The following is a 25,512-nucleotide window of genomic DNA, read 5'->3' as shown; positions in this document are numbered from 1 at the left end:
TATGCTGGCAAGAGTTCTGTTTTTTGTTCTGCTGTCGATAACCACCTTTTTATTTCTGTGGCAGTTCCCCAGTACCGGAGCTCAGAGTATCCCTTATATGGATAAGCTGGTTCATTTTGTGATCTTCTTCGTTCTGGCTTTGACGTTCCACCGGGCCTTTGCGTTGTCTGCCAGGTTATCGCTTTTGTTTTTAGCCTGCTACGGTTTAATGATTGAATTGGCTCAGGCTTATGCGCCGGGGCGTGGCGCAGATGTTTATGACTGGTTAGCGGATGCCAGCGGTGTTATCGCTTACTTTGCCTGGCATCACTTGAGAGAAAAATACCTAAGAAAAAAGTCGCGTTAACGCGACTTTTTCTTTGTATCTTTTTTCTTTGCATCCTTTTTCTTTTTATCTTTCTTCTTAGAACGAGCCTTTTCTGTCGACGGGAACTTATACTGAGGCTTCAAGCCCTGAATGGTTCTTCTGTCGAGCTTAGCGTCTAAGTAACGTTCAATACGCCCCAGTAATAAAGCATCGTGCGCTTCCACTAATGAAATGGCTATGCCTTTTTGCCCACCGCGAGCGGTGCGGCCAATTCTGTGCAGATAAACGTCCGCTTGCTTTGGTAAGTCGTAGTTAACAACCACGGTAATATCATCAACGTCCAGGCCCCTTGCGGCTATATCGGTAGCTACTAGCGTGATATCTGTGGTCTGTTTTAACTCGTTCATGATGCGCTGGCGATCACTTTGCGGCATGTCACCCCGCAAGGTGACAATTTTGCGCCCGGTACCAAACTGACTGCGTAAAAAGTTGGCGATGAGCTCTACTCGCTCACGTGTTCTGACGAAAACAAACTGCCGCCCCTGGTGTTCTTTCAGTGTGCTCATTAAAAGCTGGCGTTTATGCTCATCGGTATCCGCTAAGTGTACCCACTGAACAATTTTACCGCGTTCACGCTTTGGTGGCTGAACGTCAATGTATTCAGGTTCCGTCAGCAGCTCGCGCGAAAACTTAATAACACCAGAGCTATTCAATGTTGCAGACAGCAGCAATGACTGTTGGCGGTGGCGTGCCTGCAGTGCCATTTCTTTAACTGTTGCTGCAAAGCCCATGTCCAACATGCGGTCGGCTTCATCAATAATCAGCCACTCTATGCCTTCCAGGTTGTACTGCTCGGCTTCGAGCAAATCCATTAAACGACCGGGTGTGGCGACCAGAATATCGTGCGTTTTTTCCAGCAGAGACAGTTGCGAGCCGTAATTAATACCGCCGGTTACCACAACGGACGACAGCCCCGTCTTGCTTTCAAACTGCTGGGCCTGCTGATGAATCTGCTCAGCCAGTTCGCGAGTTGGAGCAAGAACCAGAATGCGGGCAGGACCTGGCTGTTGACGTGGGAAGTCCAGCAAATGTTGCAGAGCCGGTAACAGGAAGGCTAAGGTTTTGCCGGTTCCTGTCGGGGCACTAACAAGCAAGTCTCTGCCATCGAGGGCTGCAGGAATGCTCTGTTGCTGTACTTTTGCCGGTTTGTTCAGTTGTGCGTCCCGAAGGACCGCAATTAAGCGGTCATCAAGATCAAACTCTTCCCAGTCTGGGGTCATATTATTTTCCTTGAGATCATTTTGTCTGCGATTAACGCAGCAGCAATAAAGCAGAGTTGGTCGTTTGTAACAAACTGGTTGTGGTACTGCCAACTAAAAACTGACGAATACGCGAATGACCATAGGCACCCATTACCATTAGATCAATATTATGCTCTTTTTGATAGGCGTGCAGAGTCGGTTCAACTTCCCCGGAGCGTATTTCAAAATGCACGTTATGACCCAGCTCACGCAGATGGTTTGCTGCCGCTTCAATAGAGGCGTAGCTGTCATTCGTGTCAGCACCCACCATCACCAAATGCAGTGGCAGTCCACGAAATATTGGGCTTTCAGCCAAAAGACGAATGCCTTTTCGAGAAGAGTCGCTGCCATCAAATGCCAGCATGACACTTTTCGGTTCAGTGAACTCTTCAGGCGCAACCAGTATTGGTCGGTGCATGGTTCGTACAACAGTTTCAAGCTGACTACCCACGCGGTTGGTGCGAGAAGTGTCTTCGCCATGAAGACCCATAACCAGTAGCCGCATAGAGTCTTCAATTTCTAAAAGAGACTCGGCTAAATCACCATGACGTTGTCGCAGATTGACCTGTTCGACACCGTCATGAAGCGCTCTTTCCTTTGCGCTTTCAAGCATGTGGTGACCTTGCTCTAAAGCAAGCTTGCTGCGTTGCTGGTCCAGTTCTGCTAATTGCTCAAGCAAGGCTTCTCTGCTGCCTAAACCTATGTTGCCGGTCATATCCGGTTCGGTAGGGTAGCGGGCTTGGTCCAGAACATGAAAGAGTGTCAGAGGCGTACTTAAACGTAACGCCGCCCAACTGGCGTAATCACAGACCGACTGCGTTGACGCGGAACCATCAATACAAGCAACAACATGTTTCATTATTGAATCCTTTTCCATTAGTGACCGCCCATCAGCTTGTCAACGGCATCAGGCTTGTCGTGTACGCCAAAACGGTCAACGATAGTTGCACTGGCTTCGTTCAGCCCAATGACTTCAACTTCGGCACCTTCACGGCGAAATTTGACCACAGCCCGATCAAGCGCATCAACGGCGGTAATATCCCAGAAGTGAGCATGACTCAGGTCAATGACAATCTGCTCAACCCCTTCCTTAAAATCAAATGCCGCAAGAAACTTTTCAGATGAACTGAAAAATACCTGTCCAATGACACGGTAGGTACGCTTATTGCCGTCCGCATCGATGTCTGATTTAACGTAAAGATAATGACCAATTTTGTTCGCAAAGAACATAGCAGCCAGAAGCACGCCAACCAGAACGCCATAAGCCAGGTTATGTGTTGCGACAACGACAGCAACCGTGGTTACCATGACAATATTGGTGGACAGTGGATGCTTCTTCAAGTTCTTAATGGAGCTCCAGCTAAAGGTACCAATAGAGACCATTATCATTACGGCAACTAATGCGGCCATTGGAATTTGCACCAGTAATTTATCCAGAACTAAAACCATGACCAATAAGAATATACCGGCGACAAGTGTGGAGAGTCGAGTACGACCGCCAGACTTTACATTAATAATCGACTGACCAATCATGGCACAACCCGCCATACCGCCGAGTAAACCAGAGCCAATGTTCGCAATACCCTGACCTTTACATTCGCGGTTTTTGTCGCTGGAAGTATCGGTTAAGTCGTCAACAATGGTTGCTGTCATTAGTGACTCAAGAATACCAACAACCGCAAGTGCCGCAGAGTAAGGGAAAATTATCGCTAAGGTTTCAAAGTTTAACGGAACATCAGGCCACAGGAATATCGGCAGAGTGTCCGGGAGTTCGCCCATATCACCCACGGTACGAATATCCAGACCTAAGAATACGGCAACTATGGTTAAGGACACGATACAAACCAGCGGAGAGGGCAGTATTTTACCGATAACCGGAACGTAGGGGAAACCGTAAATAATGGCGAGGCCTGCTGCGGTCATGGCGTACACATGCCAGGTGACGTTTGTCAGTTCTGGTAGCTGAGCCATAAAAATCAGAATAGCCAGAGCATTCACGAAGCCGGTCACCACTGACCGCGAAACAAAGCGCATCAGCTCCCCAAGTTTGAGGTAGCCGGCAATGATTTGCAGTACGCCGGTCAATAGAGTGGCGGCTAGCAGGTACTGAAGTCCGTGATCTTTGACCAGAGTGACCATTAGCAGGGCCATAGCGCCGGTTGCGGCAGATATCATACCCGGGCGGCCACCCGTAAAAGCGATAACAACGGCAATACAGAAAGAAGCGTACAAGCCTATTTTCGGATCAACACCGGCGATAATAGAGAATGCGATAGCTTCAGGAATTAGCGCTAGAGCAACGACAATACCTGAGAGCAAATCACCACGTATATTAGAAAACCAGTTCTGCTGGATAGACTTCAACATAGTTAAATGACACCAAATTTTAGTAGCAAACATAAAGCGGCCGGAATGGCCAGAAAAGCAGTGAACAGCCTACTGCGCACCTGTGACAGGGAAGTGACGGCTAGGGTGGCGTAATACGCGTCAGCACGTAGGTGGCTCCTTCTGGTTTGAGGCTGGTCAAAAAAAGAGCGCGAATTTTAGCATAAAATGTGCCAACTACAACCGAAAAATTATTTTCGGTCGCTGTCTGGGGCATTGCGTTGTGACGGATCAGTCTTAAAGTCGTTGACCAGTTCACGCGGGTTTAGTGCTTCGCGTTGTTTTTGTGTGGCTTCGGCCCACCAGAATAACTGATTCAGAGTTCGGCCAAAATATTGGATCCAGCGTTCAGTGTCTTTAACTTCCTGATTGAACTTGCCATTTTCCTCAAACACGGTTTGTGCTTTAGGCACGTGGATCATAGCCGATACTGGCAAGCAGCCTAACTCTGACAGGAAAGTGCGCATGTTAACCGCAGCGCGAACACCACCCCACTGACCGGCCGAGTAAGTCACAATGGCACTGGGTTTATAGGAGTACAAAGACGCACCAAAATGATTCAGCAAGTTTGCCAGAGCTGGACTCATGGAGTGGTTGTACTCAGGACTGACCATAACGTAAGCATCGGCAGCTTCAATCTTTTTAGCCAGAGCGTCCAACTGTTCGGGAACGTCTTTTTCATGGTATGAAAAATGTGGCTTAAAAACATCATCAAATGAGTAGTCTAAAGGGTCGATAAGTTCGACTTCTGCGTTATCGAAGCTTTGTTCCAGATAATTAACGCAGGCCTTAGCTACACGTTCGCCCAACCTGGCCGGCTTGGGCGGTGTGCTATCGCGTACCGTACCTAAAAACACTAAATATTTCATTGTGGTTCCTTAATAGTAGCCTGACGTTTACGTCAGGTCAGATATCGCACCTGACATAAATGTCAGGCTACGACATATCAGACGCGCTGCTGCTCCCGCTCGGGCAAAAAGCTAATTGCAGCCGTGGATAATAGCAATAACAGCGTTGATATCATTAAACAAGCAATGAGCCCCCACTGTTGATATACCCAGCCCGACAAAATGGTGCCTAATAGACGCCCTGCGGCATTGGCCATATAGTAAAAACCAACGTCCAAAGATACACCGTCGGCGCGTGAGTAAGAGACAATAAGGTAACTGTGTAGCGACGAATTAATAGCAAACAGAATACCGAACAACCCTAAGCCAATAATAATGCTTTGGGTAACCGGCAAGTGTTGCCAAAGCGCCAGGGTTAACGCAAGCGGACTCAGCGTCAGTAGTGCATTCCATACCACCGCCTGAGTTTTGGGCACGTCCTTGCTACTTTTTGTGAATTTAGGCGCAATGCTTTGCACAAAACCGTAGCCAATAACCCACAAGGCCAAAAAGCTGCCCACTTGCCAGTGGCTCCAGTCCAGCTGGCTGGCTAAGAACACCGGTAAAGCGACGACGAACCAAACATCACGCGCGCCAAAAAGTAAAAAACGCGCGCACGATAGAATATTGATAGGCCGGCTTTTGGATAAAATGTCTTTAAATTTAGGTTTGAACTTGGCTTTGCCAGACTCTTTTTTCAGGAAGATCAAACTGCCTACCCAAACCAGGCTGAGCATAACTGCCATGGCAAGCACTGCGCCCTGAAAGCCAATTAATGTAAGCAACAAGCCACCCAGGAAAAAGCCAACGCCTTTTAATGTGTTTTTTGAGCCAGTGAGTATGGCGACCCACTTATACAGCTGGCCTTGTTTGTCGTCCGGCACCAGTAGCTTAATGGTGCTTTTGGCGCTCATTTTATTGAGATCTTTGGCAATACCGGACAGCGCCTGAGCGGCCATCACCCAAATAACAGTGAGCATCGAACTGGGCACCAACAGCATGGCAAGTGCCACAATCTGTATGCCGAGCCCAATGTTCATGGTGCGATTGAGCCCCCAACGGGCCCCCAGCCAGCCACCAAACAGGTTAGTGACTATGCCGAAAAACTCGTAGAACAGGAACAACATGGCCACTTCCAGCGCACTGTAACCCAACTGGTGGAAATGCAGCACCACCAGCATGCGCAGCGCGCCGTCAGTCAGGGTAAAGGCCCAGTAGTTGCCGGTAACAATTAAATATTGGCGTATTGCCGGCGACAGCTTACTTAGCATTATCCGACCTTTTCGACCAGCTCAACCGCGCGGTTGGCATAACCCCACTCGTTGTCATACCAGGCATAAATTTTTACGTGAGTGCCGTTAATGACTTTAGTGGATAGCGCATCCACAATGCTTGAGCGAGGGTCGGTTTTGTAATCTATTGACACTAACGGGCGTTCTTCGTAACCCAGAATGCCTTTAAGCTCACCTTCTGCGGCTTCTTTCATCCAGTCATTAATTTCTTCCACGGAAGTGGATTTTTCAACTTCAAACACACAGTCGGTTAGGGACGCATTGGCAAGGGGGACTCGTACAGCGTGGCCGTCAATTTTGTCTTTCAGTTCCGGGAAAATCTCCACAATGGCCGTTGCTGAACCGGTGGATGTAGGAATTAAGCTCATGCCGCAGGCACGGGCTCGGCGTAAGTCTTTGTGCGGCGCGTCCAGAATGGTCTGCGTGTTGGTTAAATCGTGAATAGTGGTAATGGACGCGTGCTTAATACCAATTTTGTCCTGCAGCACTTTGACTACCGGCGCCAGACAGTTAGTGGTGCAGGACGCGGCAGTGATTATCTGATGCTTGTCAGGGTCATAGAGGTGGTCATTAACGCCCATAACAATGTTCAAAGCGCCGGGCTCTTTGACTGGAGCTGATACCACCACGCGTTTAACGCCCTGTGACAGGTAATCGTTGAGCACCTTCACGGTTTTCATCTTACCGGAGGCTTCTAAAACCACATCACAACCACTCCAGTCGTTGTCAGCAATGGTTTTGTGTTGAGTGAAAGCAATGCGTTCATCACCAATTTGAATAGCATTGTCCGCGCCTTCGGCTTCATAACCCCAGCGACCATGCACCGAGTCAAAATTGAGTAAGTGCGCAAAAGTAGCTGCATCGGCACCCGGGTCATTCACCTGAACAATCTCCAGCTCAGTGTTTTCCCACGCCGCGCGTAGCGCTAAACGGCCAATACGACCCAAACCGTTAATTCCAACTTTAATCGTCATAAAAGACTCCTTTTGTGTATCTCTTACCTGCCTGCTTTTGGGCTCGGGGGGAGTTTGCTGTCTTGTTTCGCTTGAGCATTGCGCCCCCTATGGCGGAGACGCGACAAGCTCATCCATGAGGGCTTGACGAAGGCCATCCTTGGCCTTCGACACTCCACCATAGGGGGCGCAACACTCATAACGCTTACAAGACAACAAACTCCCCCTCCAGTATCTAAAGGGTTTTTGCGCTCATCATTCCCCTTTAACTTGGTGTAAACCAGTGTTTCGTCTTATTCGCGAACCAGACTAAAGAGAGCATCACCGGTACTTCAACCAGTACACCAACAACAGTGGCCAATGCGGCGCCGGACTGCAAACCAAATAATGAAATAGCCACAGCTACTGCTAACTCAAAAAAGTTGGATGTGCCAATTAAGCAGGCCGGAGCCGCAATTCTATAAGGCAACTTAATCAGCAACGCAATAATAAAAGTGATAGCAAAAATGCCGTAGGTTTGAATCAGCAACGGGGTTGCTATCATGGCAATGTCCAGTGGACGTGTGAGTAACACCTCTGCCTGAAAGCCAAACAGCAGCACCACGGTTAGCAGTAAGCCGACAATGGACCAGGGCTTCATGCGTGCATCAAAGGCCTGCAGTGCAGAGTCGACATTATGCTGCTGCGATGTTGCTTTGCTCTTTAGCCGCTGGCGCGTTAATAGCCCGGCAATAAGGGGTGCCACGACGTATAAGCCAACACTTAACAGCAAGGTTTGCCAGGGCACAATAATATCGGTAATACCCAGCAGCAGAGCGGCAATGGGGGCAAAGGCAAAAATCATAATGACGTCGTTGACCGACACCTGTACCAGAGTATAGCTGGCATCGCCTTTGGTCAGCTGACTCCAGATAAACACCATAGCCGTACACGGCGCAACACCAAGTAGAATGACCCCGGCCAGGTATTCGTTAGCGGTCTCGGGCTGAATAAAGTCAGCAAATACACCTTTGAAAAACAGCCAGCCAACCAGCGCCATGGTGAAGGGTTTTACCAGCCAGTTAATAACGATGGTTAGAATAAGCCCCTTCGGCTCTTTAGCAATTTGTGTAATAGACTCGAAGTTTACCTGCACCATGACCGGATAAATCATCAGCCATATCAGTACGGCGATAATCAGGTTAACCTGGGCAAATTCAATACCTGACAAGACTTCAAAAATTGCCGGGAATACATTGCCCAGTAAGGTTCCTGCAATAATCGCCAGAGCGACCCAAACCGATAAAAAACGCTCAAACACACCCATTATCGACATCCTTGACCTGTTGAGGAATTAACGACGCGTGATAAGCCGCCGTGGTTTTAATCATAGTCGCCATCCAGTCCTGTAGGGCGGGATTAATTCGATAGTACACCCAGCGCTGATCTTTACGGTCGGCCAACAAGCCGTATTCGCGCAGTTGCGCCAAATGCCGCGACACTTTTGGCTGTGACATACCAGTCGCGTCCACGAATTGGCAAACACATAACTCACCATGGTGTTGCAGCATTAAAATCATTTTCAGGCGCAGGGGGTCAGCCATAATTTTGAAGAACTCATGAGGTGCATCAAACAGCTGCGGACGGTCACTTTTCTTGCGTAAAATAAGCAACAGCATCTTTATACGCTCGCTTAATTCATGCGCCGTTTTCTTAAAAGCATCCGCTTTTTTACTGGCCACCGGGTCGGGGAAGTCCCAGGCAATGAAATGCTGCTCGCCGCATAAAGCTTGGCACTCAGTACGAGCTCGATCACACAGGCTTATCACGTAATCAAAGCTATTGAGATTAATTTCATCAAGCGCTTTTGAGTGCAGCCCATCCGTTTCAACACCCAAGTGCTCTAATGCCGCTAAAGCTCCTGGTTCAGGTTGTGTCGGCTCAGTACCCGCGCTGGCAACCTCAAAGTCATCACCAGCAAACTGCCGAAAAATAGCCTCCGCCATCAAAGACCGCGCAGAATTCGCCGTACACAGAAACAAAACCTTCGTCATCAGGTAACACCATACATTCGATAATCCATATATATGCTATACCGAATATATTGGCCGCGCAATAGCCAAGCTGGGAGGCTGGGGACTGAACCAAGAGCGCTGAGGCTACAGGAACCATTGTGGAGGACGCCCGTGAATACATCCCTGTAGGGCTTGGGCAGCGCCATCCATGGCGCTGCACACCTCCACAATGGCCCGCTGTAACCGTCGGGCGCGCTCCTGTTTCAGCCCTCACCTGATATCAATGGCAGGTAGGTGTAGATAGGGTAGGTTGCTCACTTGTAAGCGTTATGAATGTTGAGCCCCCTGTGGCGGAGTGTCGAAGGCCAAGGATGGCCTTCGTCAAGCGTTCATGGATGAACTTGTAGCGTCTCCGTCACAGGGGGCTCAATGTTCAAGCGAAGCAAGTGACAACCTGCCCTATAGCCCTAGCACGTCTTTGCCTTGTTTGAAAGTGACGTCAACGGGGATGCCGGCGTCGGCGAGTTTATCGAGGTCGGCTTTTAGCTGTGGGCTGACAACGCCTAAGGTTGCAACCAGTTCAGCCACACCGTTGTAGTCACCGTCGCCTTGCAGGGTCAGAATTTTTTCTGAAAGGCTGTTCATAGCGGCACGCATTTTGTCCATATCAATGGCGTATTGGCCTTTTTCATTGCGCTTGAAGGCGCCTTCATCGGCAAAGTAGTTGAAACGAATCATGTTGGCTTTGCCGTGGGCACTGGATGCACCAAAACGCACCGAGCGGAAAATGCTGGCCATAAAGGTGGTGTAATAGTCTTCCAGCTCACCTTCGGCTAGAACGCCTTGTTCAAACAACTGCGTTACCATGTAAAGCCCCAGAATATCAGCTTTACCTTCTTCCAGCGCAGAAGCGTGCTCTTTCAGCGCCGAACGCACGGTGCCTTTGTCATTCAGTGTGTTTTTAATACCCAGGCCGTGTGCTACTTCGTGGAACATGGTGTTCGCGAAAAAGGCATTAAACGTAATGTTCTCACGCTGCTCCGGTACAATTAACTGCTCAGCAATAGGCACCAGAATTTTATCGAACTTAGCCTGCATGGCGTTTTTCAGCTGTAAGCGGCGAGTGCCTTTTTCCAGTTGAACTTCTTCGTCGTTAGGCAGGTTTATGGCAATGGTCTTACTGCCTGCATTGGAGTGACCGGCATAGTAAACCGCGTCGTAGGCATTTAGCTGAGCATTGGCGCCCGGCATTTCTGCTTTATAAGCCGGCTCAACGGGCAAGCCTTCCTGTAATTGCGGTAAATACTCAGCGTATTTCGCTAAGCGCTCGCTCCATGCTTTATCTTTTATCAAAACATAAGACTCAAACGCGGTTTTGTAACCGTACAGATGGTCTTCGTAGTTTTCGATAGGGCCAATAACCACATCAACATCGTTATCGGTCATTTCCATCCAGGCCATATCTGACGGCTGGTATTCATTACTTAAAAAAGCCTCGGCGCGCAGACGCAAATATTTAGCGAACGCCTGACTCTCTGCCAAATCTGCGGCTTCAAGGAGTATGTCTGAGGCTCTGGTTAATGAATCTTTAAAAGCTTCTGAATAGGGTACGGTAATCAATTCACCTTGCTCATCACGGCGCAACAACGTGTATAGACTGTCTTTGTCAGCAAGGTCTGCATTTTCAAATTCAGTTTTGCTCATATCAGCCGGGTAAAAATTCGCTCCTTCAGGTTTTTCCTCAAAACCGGTCAAGAAAGGTTTGTTGTTATTGAGGCGATCCCAGGGGCCGTAGTTAATGGCGGTAAAATCTCGTACGTCACCTTCAACACTGCTTAAAAGGCTTTCTTTATTTCCGGGAAAAGCTTGTCGCCAGAACAGGTTGTCCATAATTTCCGACGCATCTATGAGTAAACTGACCATCTTTTTCTGGTCGTCTGACAAGTGCGATAAGTCGGTCTTGAGCTGATAAGGTGTATAAATATCAAGCCGTTGTTCAGCTTCAGCAACTAATTCGTAATTCTCAATTGATTTTTTATCGGCTGGCTCAGGCTCGCTGCAGCCCATTAAAATCAGCGCCAGTGGGGCTAAACTAAACAGTGTTTTTTTCATAATATGACTTTTGTATAAATTGTGTTGTTGGCAAGTTCTGTTAATCTACTTCCAAGCTTTTTGAGAAGCAAGAAAACCATAATAATAAGGACTTAAAATGTCATCGCAAAATGCGTTATATCTGCTAATTGACGAGCGACTTAAGCGCGATGAGCTCAAGCTTCCGGGCTTACCTGAAACAGCAGAGCAAGTGCGTAACGCAACCATGGACCCAGATTGTAACCTGCACGATCTTAGTCACATTATCCAGCAAGATACCGTATTGAGTGCCCGCCTGATTCGTCTGGCAAACAGTGCTTATCTGGGCGGAAGAAATAAGGCTGAGAGTTTGATGCAGGCGTTGACCCGTATCGGCATGCGGCGTATTCGTACTCTGGCACTGGCAATGGCGATGGAACAGGTATTCAAACCCGATAATGACATCGTAAAAATGTTTTCTGAGCAGTTTATTAACGAAAGCCGTGAAATAGCCGCAGCCTCGGTCGTTATCACTCAGGATCTTCAGCGGCGGGGAATCGGTCATCGGTTACATCAGGATGTGTCTTTGTTAGCCGGCATGATTTCACGCATTGGTGTTGCCCCAATTTTGCGTATGGCGAACGAGTTTGAAGACAGTTTCGCGAATCCGTCGTTTATTAACGAATGTATTACTCAATTCAGTTCTGCATTAGGCAGTAATATTCTGCGTTATTGGCAGTTCACACCCAACTTGGTGCAGGTGCCGTTGCATTTTTACAAAGGCCGGATGGAATTAGACGATGCGATAACGGTGAACTACTGCGATATTGTCCATTTAGCGAGCTTATTGACCGGTAATGCCAAACCCAATAAAAACAGTGTGACTGTTGTTGAGTATCAAATGCGAGGAGTTATTAAAACGGATGATTTTTGGCAGCAGGAATCGGTTCAGGATTCCTACCGCCAAATGCTGGAGTTACTGTCTTAACCAAAGGCTCGTTTTAAATCATCAAATAGAAGTCCGGCTTCTGCACTCACTAAGGCGAAGTCGGCATCAATTTTCTCTTCCGGGCTTGGATCCACTAAATCATCTTTGGCGTCAAGCAGACGGTCAGTGGGCTTAACTCGTTTAAGGGCCATGTCAGACTCGATAATAAACTCTAAGTTTTCCTGCCAAACCAAACCTAAGCGAGTCACCTGTTTGCCGCCGGCTAAGTGCGCCTGAATGTCTTCGCGGGTTAAGTCTTCCTGTTTACAACGAATGATGCCGCCATCGGCCTGCGGGGAACGTAGCTCGGCCTCGTCACCAAACTCAAAAGGGTTTGGTAAGTCTGTGCTTTGCAGCCAGTGAGTCAGGTAAGTTTCAACGGCATCGCCGGGGCTTACCGGACGCACAGGTAAAGAGCCTACAGAAGAGCGCAGTAACCCTAAAAAGTCTTCGGCTTTGTTGGCTGCAGATTCATCAATCGCAATAATTTGACGGTCGAGGTCAATATAACCCCAACTTTGACGAAAACGACTAAACGCCTGTGGTAAAAGCTGGTGAATTAAATCTTCTTTTAAATTCTGTTTTTCTTTACGTGGTACCGAACGGCCTTCAACTTCACTAATCTGGCGAACTTTTTCATCCAGCTGTGCGTTGACCACTGTGCTTGGCAGCACTTTTTCTTCACGTTTTGCACAAAGCAGCCAGCAGTTACCCAGGCTGTGGGTCAGTACTTCGTTGTCCGCACCAAAAGGGGAAGTCCAGCCGAATGAGCTCTGATCGGAGCGCGAACAGGGGTGAAAGCTGTGTTCCGCTAGCTGTTCAGAGAAGTCATCGGGTAATGAAAAGGTTTCGCTGAATTGGTAAAACCGAAGATTTTTAAACCACATAGATAAGCTGTTCCTGTCGCAACATAGTAAAGAAAGATAACAGCGGATTGTATCCCGTTAAGGGAGGTCTGTCAGTTTAAAACCTGTACAGGAAACGAAAAGAAATAGCTTAAACCGTCACCGGGTTCGCTCTCGGCTCTAATTTCGCCGGACAGAGTCTGGGTTACCAGGTTTCTGACAATATGCGTCCCCAGTCCGCTGCCACCCTGGTCCCGTTTGGTGGTAAAGAAGGGGTCAAACAGACGGCTGAGCTGGTCCTGAGATAAACCGTTGCCGGTATCTGAGTAGCGCACCTGAAGTGTTTCACCATCGAGCTTAATCGAAATGGTCATAACGCCGTTATTGATGCCGTCGAAAGCATGGCGTAATGAGTTAAGAATCAAGTTGGTAAATATCTGTGATAAAGCCCCTGCAGGGCAACGTATAAAAATGTCATCGGCGCATTCAAGTTGCACCTGATGGTTGGTTTTCTTCAAATGAGGCTGTAATGACTGGACCAGATCTTCGATATAACTTTTTAGATTAATATCGCGGATGGCGTCAGATGCCTGATCGACGGCCACCTGCTTAAAGCTGCTGATAAGATCAGACGCGCGGTGCAGGTTATTGTCCAGTAAGTTAAGACTTTCACGGCCTTCTTCAATAAACTTCTTCAATTGTGCCTGAGTCAGCTCTTTATTAAGCAGTGACTGATCCAGTGTGTCGAGCTTTTCCCGTAAGTAAGATGAGGCCGTGACACTAATGCCAATGGGCGTGTTTACGTCGTGAGTAATACCGGCCACCAGACCGCCCAATGAAGCCATTTTTTCTGATTCAATTAATTGCTGCTGTGTTTCCCGTAAATGGTTCAGTGAAGACTCTAAGCGTTGGTTCGACTGACGTAAGGTATTTTCAATGGCACGGCGCTGACCCACTTCGCGCTCCAGTTTGTCCTGGCGCATTTCCAGTTCGTTTTTCCGTTGCTCCAGGTCCAGCATAACCTGACTTAAACGCGACGTTTTGCGTGCCACTTCTTGTTCGAGTATGGCATTTTGTTCATCCAGCTGGCGGTTAGCTGCTTTGAGCTTCTTTTGGGTCCGGTCCAGGTCTGCCTGGTATTCCTCGATATTGTCGAGTAACTGGTTGTAGGCCTGCTCAACTAACACCAACTCGTTGTTGTGCTGGTCGTTCAGACGAATTCTTGAACGCTCCAGATTATCCAGCCGGAACCCTTTAATTTGCTGAGTTAAATCACTTAATGGGCGGCTCAACATACGGTTAAAGGCAATGGTAAAAAGCACAATAAGGAAGGTACTTTTAATAATGGCATTACCGATAATAAAGCCAAGACTGACTTTTATGCGGTCAATCGCAATATCGCGCGTCGAGAACAGACTGACGTCGCCGACTTTGGTGGAGTGACCGGAAAACTCGAAGATTAATGAATCGTAGTAACCGAAAATGCCTTCGCGTTCCGGAAGTAACATACCTTCGCTATTATCGTCCGGTAAATCACTCATTTCTGTGGTTTCACCCAGCTGTACCAGGATATTTCCGGCGTCGTCGCGGATAAGTACCCCGGCTATGGCGGGAATGCTGATAAGTCCGTCGGCGATGGTATCAATTTGGTTGCTATTGAACTCCCACAACGAGCGCGTAAGTGAGCCATTGAAGGTACTTTGTTGGTTCTGAAGTTCAGCAATCAATACACGCTTGGTATCGAAGTACTCCGCCCCTATCTGCACCGCAGTTACTATCAGTGTCAGCACGAAGTAAACGGATAATACCCGGGTAAGCAGCGAGGAAGAAATGCTTTTGATTGCCATAGACAGATGTCAACGAATTGAACAGATAGGGATAAACTAATTCATTGGCCAGAATAACGCAATAAAGCAATCCGCTCATCCTAAATAAAGCCACTGACATAAAAATGACATTTTTCGGTCATTAAGCTGTCACGAAAAGTCACTAAAGTCGCCACAAATTAATTCACAAAGGTCATAATTTATGAAGTTAATTACTTCTGCTGGCGTTTTAGTTGCCGTTGCCTTAGCTGTTGCTCCTGCTTATTCACAGGAAGATAAACTTGAGCCTGTGGTTGAGGGGGCTTCATCCATCAACGATTCAGCCCGTAAGTCGCAGCTTACCATCGATCAAGTCTCGGATGATATGCAGGAGCGGCTGCAACAGTATAAACGCATCATGAAAGAAATTGATGGCTTAAAAGTTTATACCACCCAAGTTGAGCAGCAAATCAGCAGCCAGGAAAGTGAAAAGCAGGACATCAATAATTCTATTGATCAGGTCAGCTATGTCGAGCGTCAAATTACTCCTCTGATGTTGCGAATGATTGACTCCCTTGAGTCTTTTGTTGAATTAGATGTGCCATTTTTGCAAACCGAGCGCAGTGAGCGGTTACAACAACTGAATGACCTTATGGAACGCGCGAATGTTGACGTTTCGGAGAAGTTCCGCCGGGTCATGGAGGCTTATCAGATAGAAGCCGATTATGGCCGCAATATTGAAGCCTATACCGCAGAACATGAAATTAACGGTCAGCAGCAAGACGTTACCTACCTCCGCATTGGTCGTGTGGCATTGATTTATAAAACGCGTGACGGTCAGCACTTAGGTCTTTGGAACCAGGAGCAGCGCAGTTGGCAAGAGTTGGACAGTAAACACCTACCTGCCGTAGACGAAGCGATTCGCATAGCCAGAAAGCAGTTAGCACCTGACTTACTGATGATGCCGCTGTTTGCAAATAAATCAAACAGTTCTACCCAAAACAGCGCCGGTCAATAAGGAGTAATAACCATGAATTTAATACAGCGTATCGCAAAATGGTTTTCAGTAACGGTATTGGCCTGTGCTTCTGTTACGGCGTTGGCAGCTCCTGTCCCTCAGGACCCGATTAACTTAGATGAACTTTTACAGCAGTTACAGCAGGGTAAGTTTTCTCAGTCGGAAAGTAATAAAGAGCGCGAACAGCGTTTCCGTGAAAAAGAGCAAGAGCAAAAAGCCATGCTGGCTGACGCTATTGCTGAGCGTAACCGTTTAGAGCAGCGAGCTGAAAATCTGGAAACTCAGTTCGAGCAGAATGAAGTCGACTTGGGTAACTTGAGCGATACCTTAACGCAGCGCATGGGCTCACTAAAAGAGCTGTTTGGTGTGCTGCAGCAGGTTGCCAATGATGCATCCAGTAACTTTAATAATTCGGTTATTTCGGCGCAGTATCCGGGCCGGGCTGAGCAGTTAGACGAGCTTGCTGAACGTATGGGGTCGTCTTCTAAGCTGGCGTCAATTGAGGACATTGAGAGTGTCTGGTTTGCTCTGCAACAGGAAATGACAGAGTCGGGCAAAGTGGCAGAATTCACCACCGAAGTAACGGCTGCTAATGGCGACAAAGCCGAGCAGGACGTGGTTCGTGTTGGCGCTTTTAACCTGGTTTCAAACGGTAAGTATCTGGAGCGCATGAACTCAACGGGCTCGGTTGCTGAGCTGGTGCGTCAACCTTCGGGTCGTTATCTGAACACTGCCGAAGACATTCAGCAAACCGACAGTGGCATTGTAACCTTTGGTCTGGACCCTACAGGCGGATCTATTCTTGGTTTACTGGTTCAGGCACCGAGTTTAGGTGAGCGCATCGACCAGGGCGGTACGGTTGGTTACATCATTCTGGCTTTGGGCGCTATTGGTCTGCTGTTTGCCTTAGAACGCTTTGTATCACTGATGCTGCTGGGTAACAAAGTTAAACGTCAGCTTAAGAAAGACAAGCCAAGCAATGATAACCCGCTCGGTCGCGTCATGCTGATTAAAGACAAGTACCCACAGGCGGATACAGAAACGCTTGAACTGAAGCTCAGTGAAGGCATTTTGCGGGAAGTGCCGAAAATCACTCGTAACCTGACGTTTATAAAGATCATTTCTGTGGTTGCACCGCTGATGGGTCTGTTAGGAACGGTAACCGGCATGATCAACACCTTCCAGGCGATAACACTGTTTGGCACCGGTGACCCGAAACTGATGGCAGGCGGTATATCGCAGGCTCTGGTAACAACGGTGCTGGGTCTGGTGGTTGCGATTCCTATGACCTTATTATTTGCCACCTTACATACCCGTAGTAAGAACCTGATTCATATATTGCAGGAACAAGCATCCGGCATTATAGCGGAGCGGTCTGAGCGAGGAGAGTAACCGTGTTATTCCTCATTGAATTCAGTAATGCGATTAGAGACTTCATCGAGGCCGGCGGACAAGTGCTGCTGGTCATCGGTATTCTCATCTTCACCATGTGGCTGATGATTCTTGAACGCATTTTTTACTATCTGAAAGGACACCGTGCCCGCGTTAAAGACACGCTAAAACGCTGGCAGCAGCGTGAAGACAAGTCGTCCTGGAATGCCGAACAAATTCGCCAGGCAATGATCTCGCGAGCCAGTTTAGCGCTTGGCGGCAACTTACCGGTTATTAAAGCGCTGGTTGCTCTTTGCCCCTTGCTGGGGCTGATGGGTACGGTAACCGGCATGATAGAAGTGTTCGATGTTATGGCTGTCACCGGAACCGGTAGCGCACGTTCAATGGCATCAGGTGTTTCTAAGGCCACAATTCCGACCATGGCTGGCATGGTGGGGGCTTTGTCCGGCGTTTTCGCAGCAACCTGGTTGCAACGAACCACACGTCGCGAGCGCATGAAGCTTGAAGATAAAATTTTATTGGAACGTCACTAAGGTGACGTTGAGGACAAGATTATGAAGCAGCATTTTGCCAATTTAATTGAAGAAGAAGAAAGTGCTATTGATATGACGCCGATGCTCGACGTGGTGTTCATTATGTTGATTTTCTTCATTGTCACCGCGTCTTTTGTGAAGGAAGCCGGAATTGATGTTAACCGTCCGGATGCCGCGACTGCGGTACAGAAAGATCGCGCCAACATTCTCATTGCAATAAGTGAAAACAATGAAATTTGGATAGACAAACGACAGGTGGACGTAAGAGCGGTACAAGCCAACATTGAACGTTTGTATGCGGAAAACCCTCAAGGTTCTGTTGTTATCCAGGCCGATGAAGAGTCAAACACCCGAGTGCTGATTAAGGTGATGGACGCGGCCCGATCAGCAGGTGTTTACGATGTTTCTGTAGCAACGGATGAAGACTAAATGATGAGATTCCTGGCAGCACTATTGGTTGCGGCATTTGTCACCATAGGCTTGTTCTACCTGATGCAATCGTTAATCAGTGGTGGTGAAGGTGCCATGAGCGAGCCTCCGCGCGGTAGCGTACTGGACTTTGTGCGTACGCCGGAGCCTGAAGAGGTGCAGGAAAAAGAGCGCAAGCCCGAGCGTCCTCCAGAGCCTGAACAGCCGCCTGAAGACTTACCGCAGCCGCAAATGAATAACGACATTGCCGATTCTGACAGCGGTTCAGGTTATGACTTTTCTGCCAACATGGATGCTGGCGGAGATATTGGAAATGGTATGTCGCTGCAGGCAAGTGACGGTGAGTATTTACCTATCGTTAAGGTACAGGCTGCTTATCCTCGCAGAGCCTTGCAACGTGGCATCGAGGGCTATGTGGTGGTTGAGTTTACAGTGACAAAGCAGGGGTCAGTACGAGACCCGGTTGTTGTAGAGGCGGAACCGGAAGGTATTTTTGATCAGGCTGCCATGGATGCCGTGCTGAAGTTCAAATACAAACCCCGGGTTATTGATGGTGAAGCCGTTGAAGTGGCCGGCGTTCGTAACCGCATGACCTTTGAAATGAACTGAATGGGTGACTTATGAAATTACAATTTCTGGCGTTAGCGGTTTGCAGTGTTTGGTTGTTATTTGTGCATCCGGCTCAGGCTCAACAGACAGAGCGTGTTCCGGCGTTGCGCGAAAAAGTCTACGGACAGCTAGCCCGTGCTCAGGAGCAGGCGGACAATGGTAACCTGGAGCAGGGGCTATCAATACTGGGCGAGGTAGCTGAAAAAGCGGACAGCATGAACAGCTATGAGCGCGCCATGATGTGGAACTTTTATGGCTTCATGTATTACGAGCAGGGCAATACCAAACAAGCCATTAATTACTTTGAAAAGGTAGTGAATGAGTCGCCTATTCCCGATTCTTTACAGAAAAGCACACTCTACAGCCTGGCTCAGTTGGCTTTAAGTGACGGTCAGTTCCAACGCGCAATTGGCTTTTTGGGGCAGTGGGAAGGTTTAGCGAAAGAGAATGAGATGAGTAAAGCCTGGGTGTTAAAAGCGCAAGCCTATTACCAGGCCGATAAACATCAGGAAGCCTTGCCACTCATTGATAAAGCCATAGCCGCCGCAGACTCGAAAAACAAAACACCCGATGAGAACTGGCTGATTTTAAAGCGTGCGCTGCATTACGAACTAGAACAGCCCAAACAGGTTGCTAAAGTGATGGAGCGTTTGGTTGCGGACTACAGCAAGCCGGAATATTGGTTACAGCTTGCCGGTGTTTATGCTCAGTTAGAGCAGGATGACAAGCAGTTAGCGGTTTTAGAAGCGGCGCGGCAGCAAGGCTTTATTGAAAAAGGCGGTGAGTGGAAGCAACTGGCGCAGGCTTACTATTTTAACGAGTTGCCGTATAAAGCCGCTGAAACTATGCACCAGGCAATGTCTGACGGTCAGGTTGAAAAGTCAGTAGATAACCTGAAATTTATGGCTCAGGCTTATACTCAGGCGAAAGAATATGAACTCGCAATTGAAGCCTACAACGAGCTTTCCGGTAAGGTTGAGCACGGGAACTTTGCGCTGCAGGTTGCCCAGTTACACTTAACTCTGAACAATAACGAGAAAGCTCTGGAAAGTGCGGAAAGCGCTCTCAGTAAAGGAAACCTGGACAACGAAGGCAACCTTTACTTGATAAAAGGTATGGCGTCTCTGAATTTAAAGCGCTACGAACAGGCAACGTCGCATTTTGAACAGGCTTTAGGTTATCAGGCAACGGAACAGTCGGCACAGCAGTGGCTCAAATACGCCAAAAGTCAGCTTAAGCAACAGCAGCAATTAGCAAAACTGAAATAAATCTTAAATAAAACCTTCATCTGTCATATTTATGTCATAAAAAGGACATAGAATTGACTCACGACAGAAAAATAACTGCAATAAATTTTGCGGGCACTATAATGTGCGTAAAATTTAGACAGTTCCAGTTTAGACCTCGTGAGGATGACTATGAAAAGGTACTCGGTTCCGCTATTAATTGCTGCTACTGCAGCCAGTTTTTCCACTTTTGCTAATGATGACGACAGTTTAACGGTTTACGGTCGCGCGAATGTGTCTTTGCAAAGCAATGACTATGGTAATGGGGCGGATACTGAAGTTGTCAGTAACTCGTCGCGTTTTGGATTTAAAGGCGCTGCTGAGCTGGAATCTGATTTAGAGGTTTTTTACCAAATTGAGTTTGGTATTGATCTGGCTGATTCAGATGATGATAAAGACGCTGTCACGAACCGTAATCAGGTGGTTGGTTTGCGTGGTAATTTCGGTGAGGTCATGATTGGCCGGTACGATACTTTTCTGAAAGATTCCCAAGGTTCAATTGATGAATTTACAGACTATGAAGCTGACCTGAAAAGCTTGTTCCGTGGCGAAAACCGCCCGGATAACACGCTGACCTATTACTCACCTTCGTTTAATAACTTTAAACTGGGTGTGACCTACGTTGCATCAGAGAATGACAATGAAGACGACGGTTTTTCATTTGGCCTGCTTTACGGTGACAGCAAGCTGAAGAAAACCAATTATTATGCAGCGTTAGCGTTTGACCGTGACGTTAATGGTTATGACATTACTCAGTTAACCGGCGCAACAAAGTTTGGTAAAACACGCGTTGGTGTGGCTCTGCAGCAGTTTGAAACCATTAACGGTGCGAACGACTCCGACGGCTACCTGGTAAGTGCTGCACACCCGTATCAAAACTGGGTGTTTAAAGCGCAGTATCAAGCTATTGATGACGGCAATGATAACGACGCTTCTTTGTCAGTGGGAGCCGATTACTTCTTTAGCGGTGATACCCGCGTTTACGCCTGGTACACAGGTCGTGAATGTGACATCGCGCTTTACTCAACCCGTGGTTGTGGTGCAACCCCCGGCGTAGAGCAAGACTTTATTGCTGTCGGCATTCGCCACGACTTTTCCTGGTAAGCGCTTTCTCCTAAAGTAAACACAAAAGTAGCCTGACAGTAGCTGTCAGGCTACACTATAGCGGTCACTCTCAAACTTTCTGTACGCTATGATCAACCTCGCAGTCTTGGGGCTCTACCTACTTATTGGTTTTATCCTTAAGCGTACCGGCAAGTGTCCGGATAACACCGCACAAGTTCTTAACCTTTACGTTATTTATGCCGCACTCCCCGGTGTTATTTTCAGCAAAGTTCCGGCCCTGGAGTTTTCCTCTGAGCTACTGATCCCGGTTGTTATTCCCTGGGTTTTACTGATAGCCAGTGCGGTTTTTATATGGCTGCTGGGTCGCGCTTTTAAGTGGCCAAGAGAGGTAGTCGGTGCATTACTCATTTGTGTGCCGCTGGGTAATACGTCCTTTTTTGGCTTCCCTATGATAGAAGCCTTTTACGGCAGTGACGCTATTGTTTACGGGTTATTGTACGATCAGTTCGGCTCTTTTTTCGGTTTAGCAATTTACTCGACAATTATTATTGCCTTGTATCGTGAGCAGGACGAAAAGCCCACAGTTGGCAGTGTTTCGCGGCAAATTTTGACCTTCCCACCATTTATTGCGCTGGTTATTGCGTTATTAACTAAGTCTTTCACTTACCCTGAAGTTTTTCAGCGGCTGATTGACTCATTAGCGGTAACTTTAGTGCCGGTTATTATGATTGCCGTTGGTTTTCAGCTTAAGTTTCGCTTGCCCAAGGGCAGTAAAACACCGTTAACCATTGGCTTGTTAACTAAATTGGTCTTAATGCCGGCATTAACAATTGCTTTATTGTTCGGCTTTGGTTTTGAAAGCACGCTGGTTCAGGTAACCGTATTTGAAAGTGCTATGCCACCTATGATCACGGCAGGTGCAGTGGCCATTATGGCAGGGCTGGCGCCAAGGTTATCGGCCGCCATGGTGGGTTACGGTATTCTGTTTGCTTTTGTTTCTCTCCCAATTGTTTACGAGTTATTGCAGTGGCTCTCTGTTCAATGACATAAGAAATTTTACAGAGATGTGTCCAGGTTCATAAAAGTGTCATATTCTTTAGTAATAATTGCAGCATCAGTTCATATTAGGGAACCAATGCATGTCACGTAGAATTCTAATTGTTGAAGACGAAGCGCCCATTCGTGAGATGTTGAGCTTTGTTATGGAACAACACGGTTATCAGGCTGTAGAGGCCAATGACTTCGATGCTGCTGTTAGTAAAATTGCTGAACCATACCCCGACATGGTGTTGCTGGACTGGATGCTTCCCGGCGGTTCTGGTCTGCAGTTGGCGAAGAAAATAAAAAGCGATGATTTCACCCGTAATATTCCCATCATTATGCTGACAGCACGAGGTGAGGAAGAGGATAAAATCAAAGGGCTGGAAGTTGGCGCTGACGACTACATTACCAAGCCGTTTTCACCGAAGGAATTGATGGCTCGTATGCGCGCTGTTTTTCGGCGTGTTGCTCCAACGGTTCTGGACGAGCCTCTGGAAGTTGAAGGGCTGAAACTTGATCCGGTATCACATCGTATTTCAGTCGATGATAAAGGTATTGATATGGGGCCAACGGAGTTCAAATTACTGCACTTTTTTATGACGCACCCGGAGCGGGTTTACAGTCGAGAGCAGTTACTTGATCACGTATGGGGTACCAACGTTTATGTTGAAGACAGAACTGTCGACGTGCATATTCGCCGCCTGCGTAAAGCGCTGACTGAGCATGGTTATGACCGTTTGATTCAAACGGTGCGGGGAGTCGGTTATCGTTTCTCAAGTCGTTAAGCTTAGGCTGATTTAGCATGGACAGGAACTACTCTAATTGGCAGTCTTTCAGCAATCTGCTTTTATTTTTGCTGCCTTTTTTATTTGTTGGCTGGTTATTTGACCTGTTCTGGCCAATAACGACTTTAGCCTTATTGGGGCTGGTTTGCTGGCATTATTATTATCAGCAAAAGCTCATAAAGTGGCTTTGGCAAAGTCGTACTTTAATGCCGCCCTCTGCACCGGGAAGCTGGTCTTATATTTACGACGGTATCTATCGGTCCCAGCGCCGCAGCCAAAAGCGACGTAAGGCTCTAGCGCGTTTATTACGGCGTTTTCGTGAAGCGGCTGAAGCCTTGCCCGACGCCGCTATTGTATTCCGTGCTGACGGTGCTTTGCTTTGGAGCAATAAGTTAGCCCAGTTTTATTTCGGCCTGCGCTGGCCTGACGATGCCGGTCAACGTTTATCGAACCTTATTCGTCACCCGGAATTCTATGCCTACCTGAACGAAGGTAACTTCGAAGAAGAGCTGACAATACCGTCGCCAATACGCGAAAGCCTGGATATTGAAATTCGTATCATGCCTTACAGTGAAGATCAGTTCTTGTTGGTTGCGCGTGATGTGACGCAGGTGAAACGGCTGGAAAATTTGCGTCGGGAGTTCGTGGCCAATGTATCGCATGAATTAAAGACGCCATTGACAGTACTGCAGGGCTATCTGGAAATGATGGACGACCCACAGCAAACGCCGCCGGCCATGTTGAAAAAAGCCGTTGAAAACATGAATGCACAAAGTACTCGTATGTCGAACCTGGTTGATCAGTTGCTGACGTTGTCACGCATGGAAACGCCCAGTGACGACGTATTCGACCATGAAGTGGATATGCCAGCTATGCTTGAACAATTGCAGGCTGAAGCCAAACGTTTAAATGAAGCGAAGCAGCATACTATTGAGTTCCAGGTGGCTCCTGTCAGAATTTACGGTAAAGAAAACCTTCTGCGCAGTGCGATGCAGAACCTGATAACCAATGCTATTTATTATACGCCAGAGGGCGGGAACATTACGGTGTCGTGGAAACGAGTGGCCGGCGGTGCGGAGTTTAGCGTCACGGACAATGGTAAAGGCATACCCGCTGAACACCTTCCTCGCCTGACCGAACGTTTTTACCGGGTTGAGGATGATCGTAACAGTGCCAGTGGCGGAACCGGGCTGGGCCTTTCTATTGTTAAGCATGCAATAGAGCATCATAACTCACAGTTGGATATTAATAGTTCACTAGAAAAAGGCAGTCGCTTTTCATTTCGCATTCCGAGCGGACTTTTAGTGAATTAGTCATAAATTTTTCACATTGTCATAAAGCTGTCACATAAGCGTCTTAAACTGGCCATAATTCGAAAACAGTTCAATAACCCTTAGAGGTGAATACACTATGTTTCAATCTACTTTGAACAAGACATTAACAGGCTTAGTTGTTGCAGGCTCACTGGCATTCAGTACATTGGCAGCGGCAACTGACGATTTACCAGAATACAAAAAAGTAAGTGGCTTATCCGGCAACTTATCTTCAGTGGGTTCTGACACTCTGGCCAATATGGTGACCTTCTGGAGTGAAGAGTTTAAGCGTAACTACCCAAGCGTAAACATTCAGGTGCAGGCGGCAGGTTCTTCAACGGCTCCACCGGCTTTAACTGAAGGCACGTCAAACTTCGGTCCTATGAGCCGCGCAATGAAGTCAAAAGAAATCGAGTCTTTTGAAAAGCGCCATGGTTACAAACCTACGCCAGTTCGTGTTGCTATCGATGCTTTGGCCGTTTTTGTGCATAAAGACAACCCAATTGAAGGTCTGACGATTCCGGAAGTTGACGCAATATTTTCCTCAACCCGCAAATGTGGCCTGAACGAGCAGGTTAATCGCTGGGGTGACCTGGGCATGGAAGGTGAGTGGACTAACCGTGACTTGCAGCTTTACGGCCGTAACTCGGTATCAGGTACCTATGGTTACTTTAAAGAAATTGGCCTGTGTGACGGCGACTTCCGCTCGAACGTGAATGAACAGCCCGGTTCAGCGTCGGTTGTGCAGTCAGTTTCAACCTCAATTAATGCCATTGGTTATTCCGGCATCGGCTATGTGACTTCAGGTGTTAAAGCGGTGCCTATCGCAAAAGCCGAAGGTCAGGAGTTTATCGGCGCAACTGCTGAGAATGCGTTGGCAGGTCAATATCCATTAGCTCGTTTCCTATATATTTATGTGAACAAGCATCCGACGAAACCACTGGGTAAAGCGGAAGGTGAGTTTCTGCGCATGATCTTGTCAAAAACAGGTCAGGATATTGTCAATAAAGACGGTTACATTGGACTGCCTAAAGCGGTTGTTGAAGCTGAATTGAAAAAGCTTGGCTTAGATTAATTTGTCCCTGAGACTGCTTTGCCGGTAGCTTGCTACCGGCTTTTTTATAACTATTACTGCATTATTAAGAAAATATGACAGTGGTGTAACAATACTGTCATATTTTTCAACTAAACTATTTGCAGAATTTTAGTAACGC

At 47.6% G+C, this 25,512-nt stretch carries 24 protein-coding genes; 13 read left to right on the top strand and 11 right to left on the bottom strand.

Going from position 1 to position 25,512, the window contains the following annotated elements:
* The first annotated feature begins 1 nt into the window (after position 1).
* Positions 2 to 346, top strand: coding sequence for a VanZ family protein (locus K5X84_RS10030; RefSeq protein ID WP_054489423.1), 345 nt, complete (start codon positions 2 to 4; stop codon positions 344 to 346).
* On the opposite strand, the gene srmB is transcribed toward K5X84_RS10030, so the two are convergent.
* From srmB to K5X84_RS09985, 9 genes are all read right to left on the bottom strand, one after another.
* Positions 343 to 1,587 carry an ATP-dependent RNA helicase SrmB gene (gene srmB, locus K5X84_RS10025; protein WP_222235750.1) on the bottom strand — a complete coding sequence of 415 codons (1,245 nt, stop codon included), beginning with the start codon at positions 1,585 to 1,587 and terminating at the stop codon, positions 343 to 345. The two genes, K5X84_RS10030 and srmB, sit on opposite strands and share 4 nt — an antisense overlap.
* 31 nt (positions 1,588 to 1,618) lie before the next feature.
* Positions 1,619 to 2,467: a universal stress protein gene (locus K5X84_RS10020; RefSeq protein WP_222235749.1), complete on the bottom strand. Its 849-nt coding sequence runs from the start codon at positions 2,465 to 2,467 to the stop codon at positions 1,619 to 1,621.
* A 17-nt stretch (positions 2,468 to 2,484) separates the two neighbouring features.
* Complete coding sequence (locus tag K5X84_RS10015) at positions 2,485 to 3,975, bottom strand: SulP family inorganic anion transporter (protein WP_054489417.1); 1,491 nt, start codon at positions 3,973 to 3,975, stop codon at positions 2,485 to 2,487.
* Positions 3,976 to 4,184: 209 nt separating this feature from the next.
* Positions 4,185 to 4,862, bottom strand: a complete 678-nt coding sequence (locus K5X84_RS10010) for an NADPH-dependent FMN reductase (RefSeq protein WP_222235748.1) — start codon at positions 4,860 to 4,862, stop codon at positions 4,185 to 4,187.
* Positions 4,863 to 4,939: 77 nt separating this feature from the next.
* Complete coding sequence (gene arsJ, locus K5X84_RS10005; RefSeq protein ID WP_222235747.1) at positions 4,940 to 6,151, bottom strand: organoarsenical effux MFS transporter ArsJ; 1,212 nt, start codon at positions 6,149 to 6,151, stop codon at positions 4,940 to 4,942.
* Positions 6,151 to 7,146 (bottom strand): ArsJ-associated glyceraldehyde-3-phosphate dehydrogenase, encoded by a 996-nt coding sequence (locus tag K5X84_RS10000; RefSeq protein WP_222235746.1) that lies wholly within the window; start codon positions 7,144 to 7,146, stop codon positions 6,151 to 6,153. The genes arsJ and K5X84_RS10000 overlap by 1 nt, the downstream gene beginning before the upstream one ends.
* Positions 7,147 to 7,390: 244 nt before the next feature.
* On the bottom strand, positions 7,391 to 8,431 hold the full coding sequence (arsB, locus tag K5X84_RS09995) for an ACR3 family arsenite efflux transporter (RefSeq protein WP_222235745.1): 1,041 nt from the start codon (positions 8,429 to 8,431) through the stop codon (positions 7,391 to 7,393).
* On the bottom strand, positions 8,418 to 9,158 hold the full coding sequence (locus K5X84_RS09990; RefSeq protein WP_222235744.1) for a metalloregulator ArsR/SmtB family transcription factor: 741 nt from the start codon (positions 9,156 to 9,158) through the stop codon (positions 8,418 to 8,420). Before K5X84_RS09990 ends, arsB begins: the two co-directional genes overlap by 14 nt.
* 420 nt (positions 9,159 to 9,578) lie before the next feature.
* A complete protein-coding gene (locus tag K5X84_RS09985) occupies positions 9,579 to 11,231 on the bottom strand; it encodes a dipeptidyl-peptidase 3 family protein (RefSeq protein ID WP_222235743.1) in 1,653 nt (550 codons plus the stop codon).
* Between the two features lie 97 nt (positions 11,232 to 11,328).
* Here K5X84_RS09985 and K5X84_RS09980 point away from each other — a divergent pair, with 97 nt between their 5' ends.
* Positions 11,329 to 12,177: an HDOD domain-containing protein gene (locus tag K5X84_RS09980; RefSeq protein WP_222235742.1), complete on the top strand. Its 849-nt coding sequence runs from the start codon at positions 11,329 to 11,331 to the stop codon at positions 12,175 to 12,177.
* Here the strand turns inward: K5X84_RS09980 and rdgC are convergent.
* Positions 12,174 to 13,064 (bottom strand): recombination-associated protein RdgC, encoded by an 891-nt coding sequence (gene rdgC, locus K5X84_RS09975; RefSeq protein WP_222235741.1) that lies wholly within the window; start codon positions 13,062 to 13,064, stop codon positions 12,174 to 12,176. The two genes, K5X84_RS09980 and rdgC, sit on opposite strands and share 4 nt — an antisense overlap.
* A gap of 71 nt (positions 13,065 to 13,135) precedes the next feature.
* Positions 13,136 to 14,869, bottom strand: a complete 1,734-nt coding sequence (locus tag K5X84_RS09970; protein ID WP_222235740.1) for a sensor histidine kinase — start codon at positions 14,867 to 14,869, stop codon at positions 13,136 to 13,138.
* Positions 14,870 to 15,050: 181 nt separating this feature from the next.
* Here K5X84_RS09970 and K5X84_RS09965 point away from each other — a divergent pair, with 181 nt between their 5' ends.
* The 11 genes from K5X84_RS09965 to K5X84_RS09915 all read left to right on the top strand — a co-directional run bounded on the left by K5X84_RS09965 (position 15,051) and on the right by K5X84_RS09915 (position 25,373).
* On the top strand, positions 15,051 to 15,845 hold the full coding sequence (locus tag K5X84_RS09965) for a DUF3450 domain-containing protein (protein WP_222235739.1): 795 nt from the start codon (positions 15,051 to 15,053) through the stop codon (positions 15,843 to 15,845).
* Positions 15,846 to 15,857: 12 nt separating this feature from the next.
* On the top strand, positions 15,858 to 17,237 hold the full coding sequence (locus K5X84_RS09960; RefSeq protein WP_222235738.1) for a MotA/TolQ/ExbB proton channel family protein: 1,380 nt from the start codon (positions 15,858 to 15,860) through the stop codon (positions 17,235 to 17,237).
* A gap of 2 nt (positions 17,238 to 17,239) precedes the next feature.
* A complete protein-coding gene (locus K5X84_RS09955) occupies positions 17,240 to 17,770 on the top strand; it encodes a MotA/TolQ/ExbB proton channel family protein (RefSeq protein ID WP_054491243.1) in 531 nt (176 codons plus the stop codon).
* A gap of 21 nt (positions 17,771 to 17,791) precedes the next feature.
* Positions 17,792 to 18,199, top strand: coding sequence for an ExbD/TolR family protein (locus K5X84_RS09950; protein WP_199494367.1), 408 nt, complete (start codon positions 17,792 to 17,794; stop codon positions 18,197 to 18,199).
* A gap of 3 nt (positions 18,200 to 18,202) precedes the next feature.
* Positions 18,203 to 18,808 carry an energy transducer TonB gene (locus tag K5X84_RS09945; protein ID WP_222237020.1) on the top strand — a complete coding sequence of 202 codons (606 nt, stop codon included), beginning with the start codon at positions 18,203 to 18,205 and terminating at the stop codon, positions 18,806 to 18,808.
* Positions 18,809 to 18,819: 11 nt separating this feature from the next.
* Complete coding sequence (locus K5X84_RS09940) at positions 18,820 to 20,076, top strand: tetratricopeptide repeat protein (protein WP_222235737.1); 1,257 nt, start codon at positions 18,820 to 18,822, stop codon at positions 20,074 to 20,076.
* A 150-nt stretch (positions 20,077 to 20,226) separates the two neighbouring features.
* The gene (locus K5X84_RS09935) at positions 20,227 to 21,198 is read left to right on the top strand and encodes a porin (protein ID WP_222235736.1); all 972 of its coding nucleotides are present in this window, start codon (positions 20,227 to 20,229) and stop codon (positions 21,196 to 21,198) included.
* An 88-nt stretch (positions 21,199 to 21,286) separates the two neighbouring features.
* Entirely contained in the window at positions 21,287 to 22,204 is a 918-nt protein-coding gene (locus K5X84_RS09930; protein WP_222235735.1) for an AEC family transporter, read from the top strand.
* A gap of 94 nt (positions 22,205 to 22,298) precedes the next feature.
* Positions 22,299 to 22,985 carry a phosphate regulon transcriptional regulator PhoB gene (gene phoB / locus K5X84_RS09925; RefSeq protein WP_054491237.1) on the top strand — a complete coding sequence of 229 codons (687 nt, stop codon included), beginning with the start codon at positions 22,299 to 22,301 and terminating at the stop codon, positions 22,983 to 22,985.
* A 17-nt stretch (positions 22,986 to 23,002) separates the two neighbouring features.
* Entirely contained in the window at positions 23,003 to 24,298 is a 1,296-nt protein-coding gene (gene phoR, locus K5X84_RS09920; RefSeq protein ID WP_222235734.1) for a phosphate regulon sensor histidine kinase PhoR, read from the top strand.
* A 97-nt stretch (positions 24,299 to 24,395) separates the two neighbouring features.
* Complete coding sequence (locus tag K5X84_RS09915; protein WP_054491235.1) at positions 24,396 to 25,373, top strand: PstS family phosphate ABC transporter substrate-binding protein; 978 nt, start codon at positions 24,396 to 24,398, stop codon at positions 25,371 to 25,373.
* Positions 25,374 to 25,512 lie beyond the last annotated feature (139 nt).

The organism is Idiomarina abyssalis, assembly GCF_019797805.1.
GTDB classification, from domain to species: Bacteria; Pseudomonadota; Gammaproteobacteria; order Enterobacterales; family Alteromonadaceae; genus Idiomarina; species Idiomarina abyssalis.
This window is presented reverse-complemented; position numbering and strand designations above follow the sequence as displayed.

Bases quoted from the DNA above. Each gene is read 5' to 3' on its own strand.
- K5X84_RS09935 (WP_222235736.1), top strand. From the start codon at position 20,227: ATGAAAAGGTACTCGGTTCCGCTATTAATTGCTGCTACTGCAGCCAGT.
- K5X84_RS09930 (WP_222235735.1), top strand. From the start codon at position 21,287: ATGATCAACCTCGCAGTCTTGGGGCTCTACCTACTTATTGGTTTTATC.
- K5X84_RS10030 (WP_054489423.1), top strand. From the start codon at position 2: ATGCTGGCAAGAGTTCTGTTTTTTGTTCTGCTGTCGATAACCACCTTT.
- arsJ (WP_222235747.1), bottom strand. From the start codon at position 6,151: ATGCTAAGTAAGCTGTCGCCGGCAATACGCCAATATTTAATTGTTACC.
- K5X84_RS09945 (WP_222237020.1), top strand. From the start codon at position 18,203: ATGAGATTCCTGGCAGCACTATTGGTTGCGGCATTTGTCACCATAGGC.
- K5X84_RS10015 (WP_054489417.1), bottom strand. From the start codon at position 3,975: ATGTTGAAGTCTATCCAGCAGAACTGGTTTTCTAATATACGTGGTGAT.
- K5X84_RS09915 (WP_054491235.1), top strand. From the start codon at position 24,396: ATGTTTCAATCTACTTTGAACAAGACATTAACAGGCTTAGTTGTTGCA.
- srmB (WP_222235750.1), bottom strand. From the start codon at position 1,587: ATGACCCCAGACTGGGAAGAGTTTGATCTTGATGACCGCTTAATTGCG.
- phoR (WP_222235734.1), top strand. From the start codon at position 23,003: ATGGACAGGAACTACTCTAATTGGCAGTCTTTCAGCAATCTGCTTTTA.
- K5X84_RS09960 (WP_222235738.1), top strand. From the start codon at position 15,858: ATGAATTTAATACAGCGTATCGCAAAATGGTTTTCAGTAACGGTATTG.
- K5X84_RS09985 (WP_222235743.1), bottom strand. From the start codon at position 11,231: ATGAAAAAAACACTGTTTAGTTTAGCCCCACTGGCGCTGATTTTAATG.
- K5X84_RS09950 (WP_199494367.1), top strand. From the start codon at position 17,792: ATGAAGCAGCATTTTGCCAATTTAATTGAAGAAGAAGAAAGTGCTATT.
- K5X84_RS10010 (WP_222235748.1), bottom strand. From the start codon at position 4,862: ATGAAATATTTAGTGTTTTTAGGTACGGTACGCGATAGCACACCGCCC.
- K5X84_RS09940 (WP_222235737.1), top strand. From the start codon at position 18,820: ATGAAATTACAATTTCTGGCGTTAGCGGTTTGCAGTGTTTGGTTGTTA.
- K5X84_RS09965 (WP_222235739.1), top strand. From the start codon at position 15,051: ATGAAGTTAATTACTTCTGCTGGCGTTTTAGTTGCCGTTGCCTTAGCT.
- K5X84_RS10020 (WP_222235749.1), bottom strand. From the start codon at position 2,467: ATGAAACATGTTGTTGCTTGTATTGATGGTTCCGCGTCAACGCAGTCG.
- arsB (WP_222235745.1), bottom strand. From the start codon at position 8,431: ATGGGTGTGTTTGAGCGTTTTTTATCGGTTTGGGTCGCTCTGGCGATT.
- phoB (WP_054491237.1), top strand. From the start codon at position 22,299: ATGTCACGTAGAATTCTAATTGTTGAAGACGAAGCGCCCATTCGTGAG.
- rdgC (WP_222235741.1), bottom strand. From the start codon at position 13,064: ATGTGGTTTAAAAATCTTCGGTTTTACCAATTCAGCGAAACCTTTTCA.
- K5X84_RS09970 (WP_222235740.1), bottom strand. From the start codon at position 14,869: ATGGCAATCAAAAGCATTTCTTCCTCGCTGCTTACCCGGGTATTATCC.
- K5X84_RS09990 (WP_222235744.1), bottom strand. From the start codon at position 9,158: ATGACGAAGGTTTTGTTTCTGTGTACGGCGAATTCTGCGCGGTCTTTG.
- K5X84_RS09980 (WP_222235742.1), top strand. From the start codon at position 11,329: ATGTCATCGCAAAATGCGTTATATCTGCTAATTGACGAGCGACTTAAG.
- K5X84_RS10000 (WP_222235746.1), bottom strand. From the start codon at position 7,146: ATGACGATTAAAGTTGGAATTAACGGTTTGGGTCGTATTGGCCGTTTA.